Below are 819 nucleotides of genomic sequence, written 5' to 3'. Positions count from 1 at the left end.
TATTGATAACATATCCCTGATTGCGAAGTTCTCCTAGCATATGACGATATCCGTAATCCTTGTGAAGTTCTCTAATTTCAAGGATTTTTTCTTCGATTTCCTTATCAGGATTTTCTCTATCAAATCTTTTTTGCCAATACATATATGTTGCTTTAGGCATTCCTGTATATGAGAGAAGATATTTTAGTTTGAACTGTCTTCGGAGGCTGCTGATGATTCGCGCCGTTCTCTCATTTTTGCTTCGTCCTCTAAACGCAGTCTCCTCAGTTCTTTTAAAAAGGCATTCTCTATCCTTAACTTAAGAAGTTCATCCTCTAGTTCCTTTACATGTTCTACACTTGTATCAACAGGAGATTCTACAAGTGGTTTGTTTTGTGTATTGTTATCTGGTTTATCCAATATTTTCTTTCGACCTTTCTTACGTGGCCTCAACGCATCAGGTCCAGCTGCTCGAAAGCGATTAACCCAATCAACTATCATAGACGGGTTAGTAATTCCTTCTTGCAGAGCTAAATCTTGATATGAGATTTCACTTGATAAATATAACTCTACAACAAAAAGTTTCTTTTCGAAAGAATATTTTACTTGTTGACGTGAACGTTTTAACCCATCATCTCCAAAAGACTTATAATTATCCACCCATAACTTAACTTTACTATGAGAAGGAACGCCGTATTGCTCGGCGAGATATTTATAACCGCCTTCTCCATTCAGATAAGCATTTACAACTTTCTTTTTAAATTCATAACTATATTTAGACATAAAAATACCGACCTCCAATCGTTAGATTTTTTGGTCTAACTTTTAGGGGTCGGTACA

1 protein-coding gene is annotated in these 819 nt (G+C 35.8%); it reads right to left on the bottom strand.

The features are described 5' to 3' along the window. Positions 1-183: 183 nt before the first annotated feature. Complete coding sequence (locus DWX65_RS14795; protein WP_117699395.1) at positions 184-762, bottom strand: helix-turn-helix domain-containing protein; 579 nt, start codon at positions 760-762, stop codon at positions 184-186. Positions 763-819 lie beyond the last annotated feature (57 nt).

This window comes from Roseburia sp. AF20-18LB, assembly GCF_003461185.1.
GTDB classification, from domain to species: domain Bacteria; phylum Bacillota; class Clostridia; order Lachnospirales; family Lachnospiraceae; genus Roseburia_C; species Roseburia_C amylophila.
Note: the sequence above shows the minus strand (reverse complement) of the source record. Positions and strands in the feature narration are given on the sequence as shown.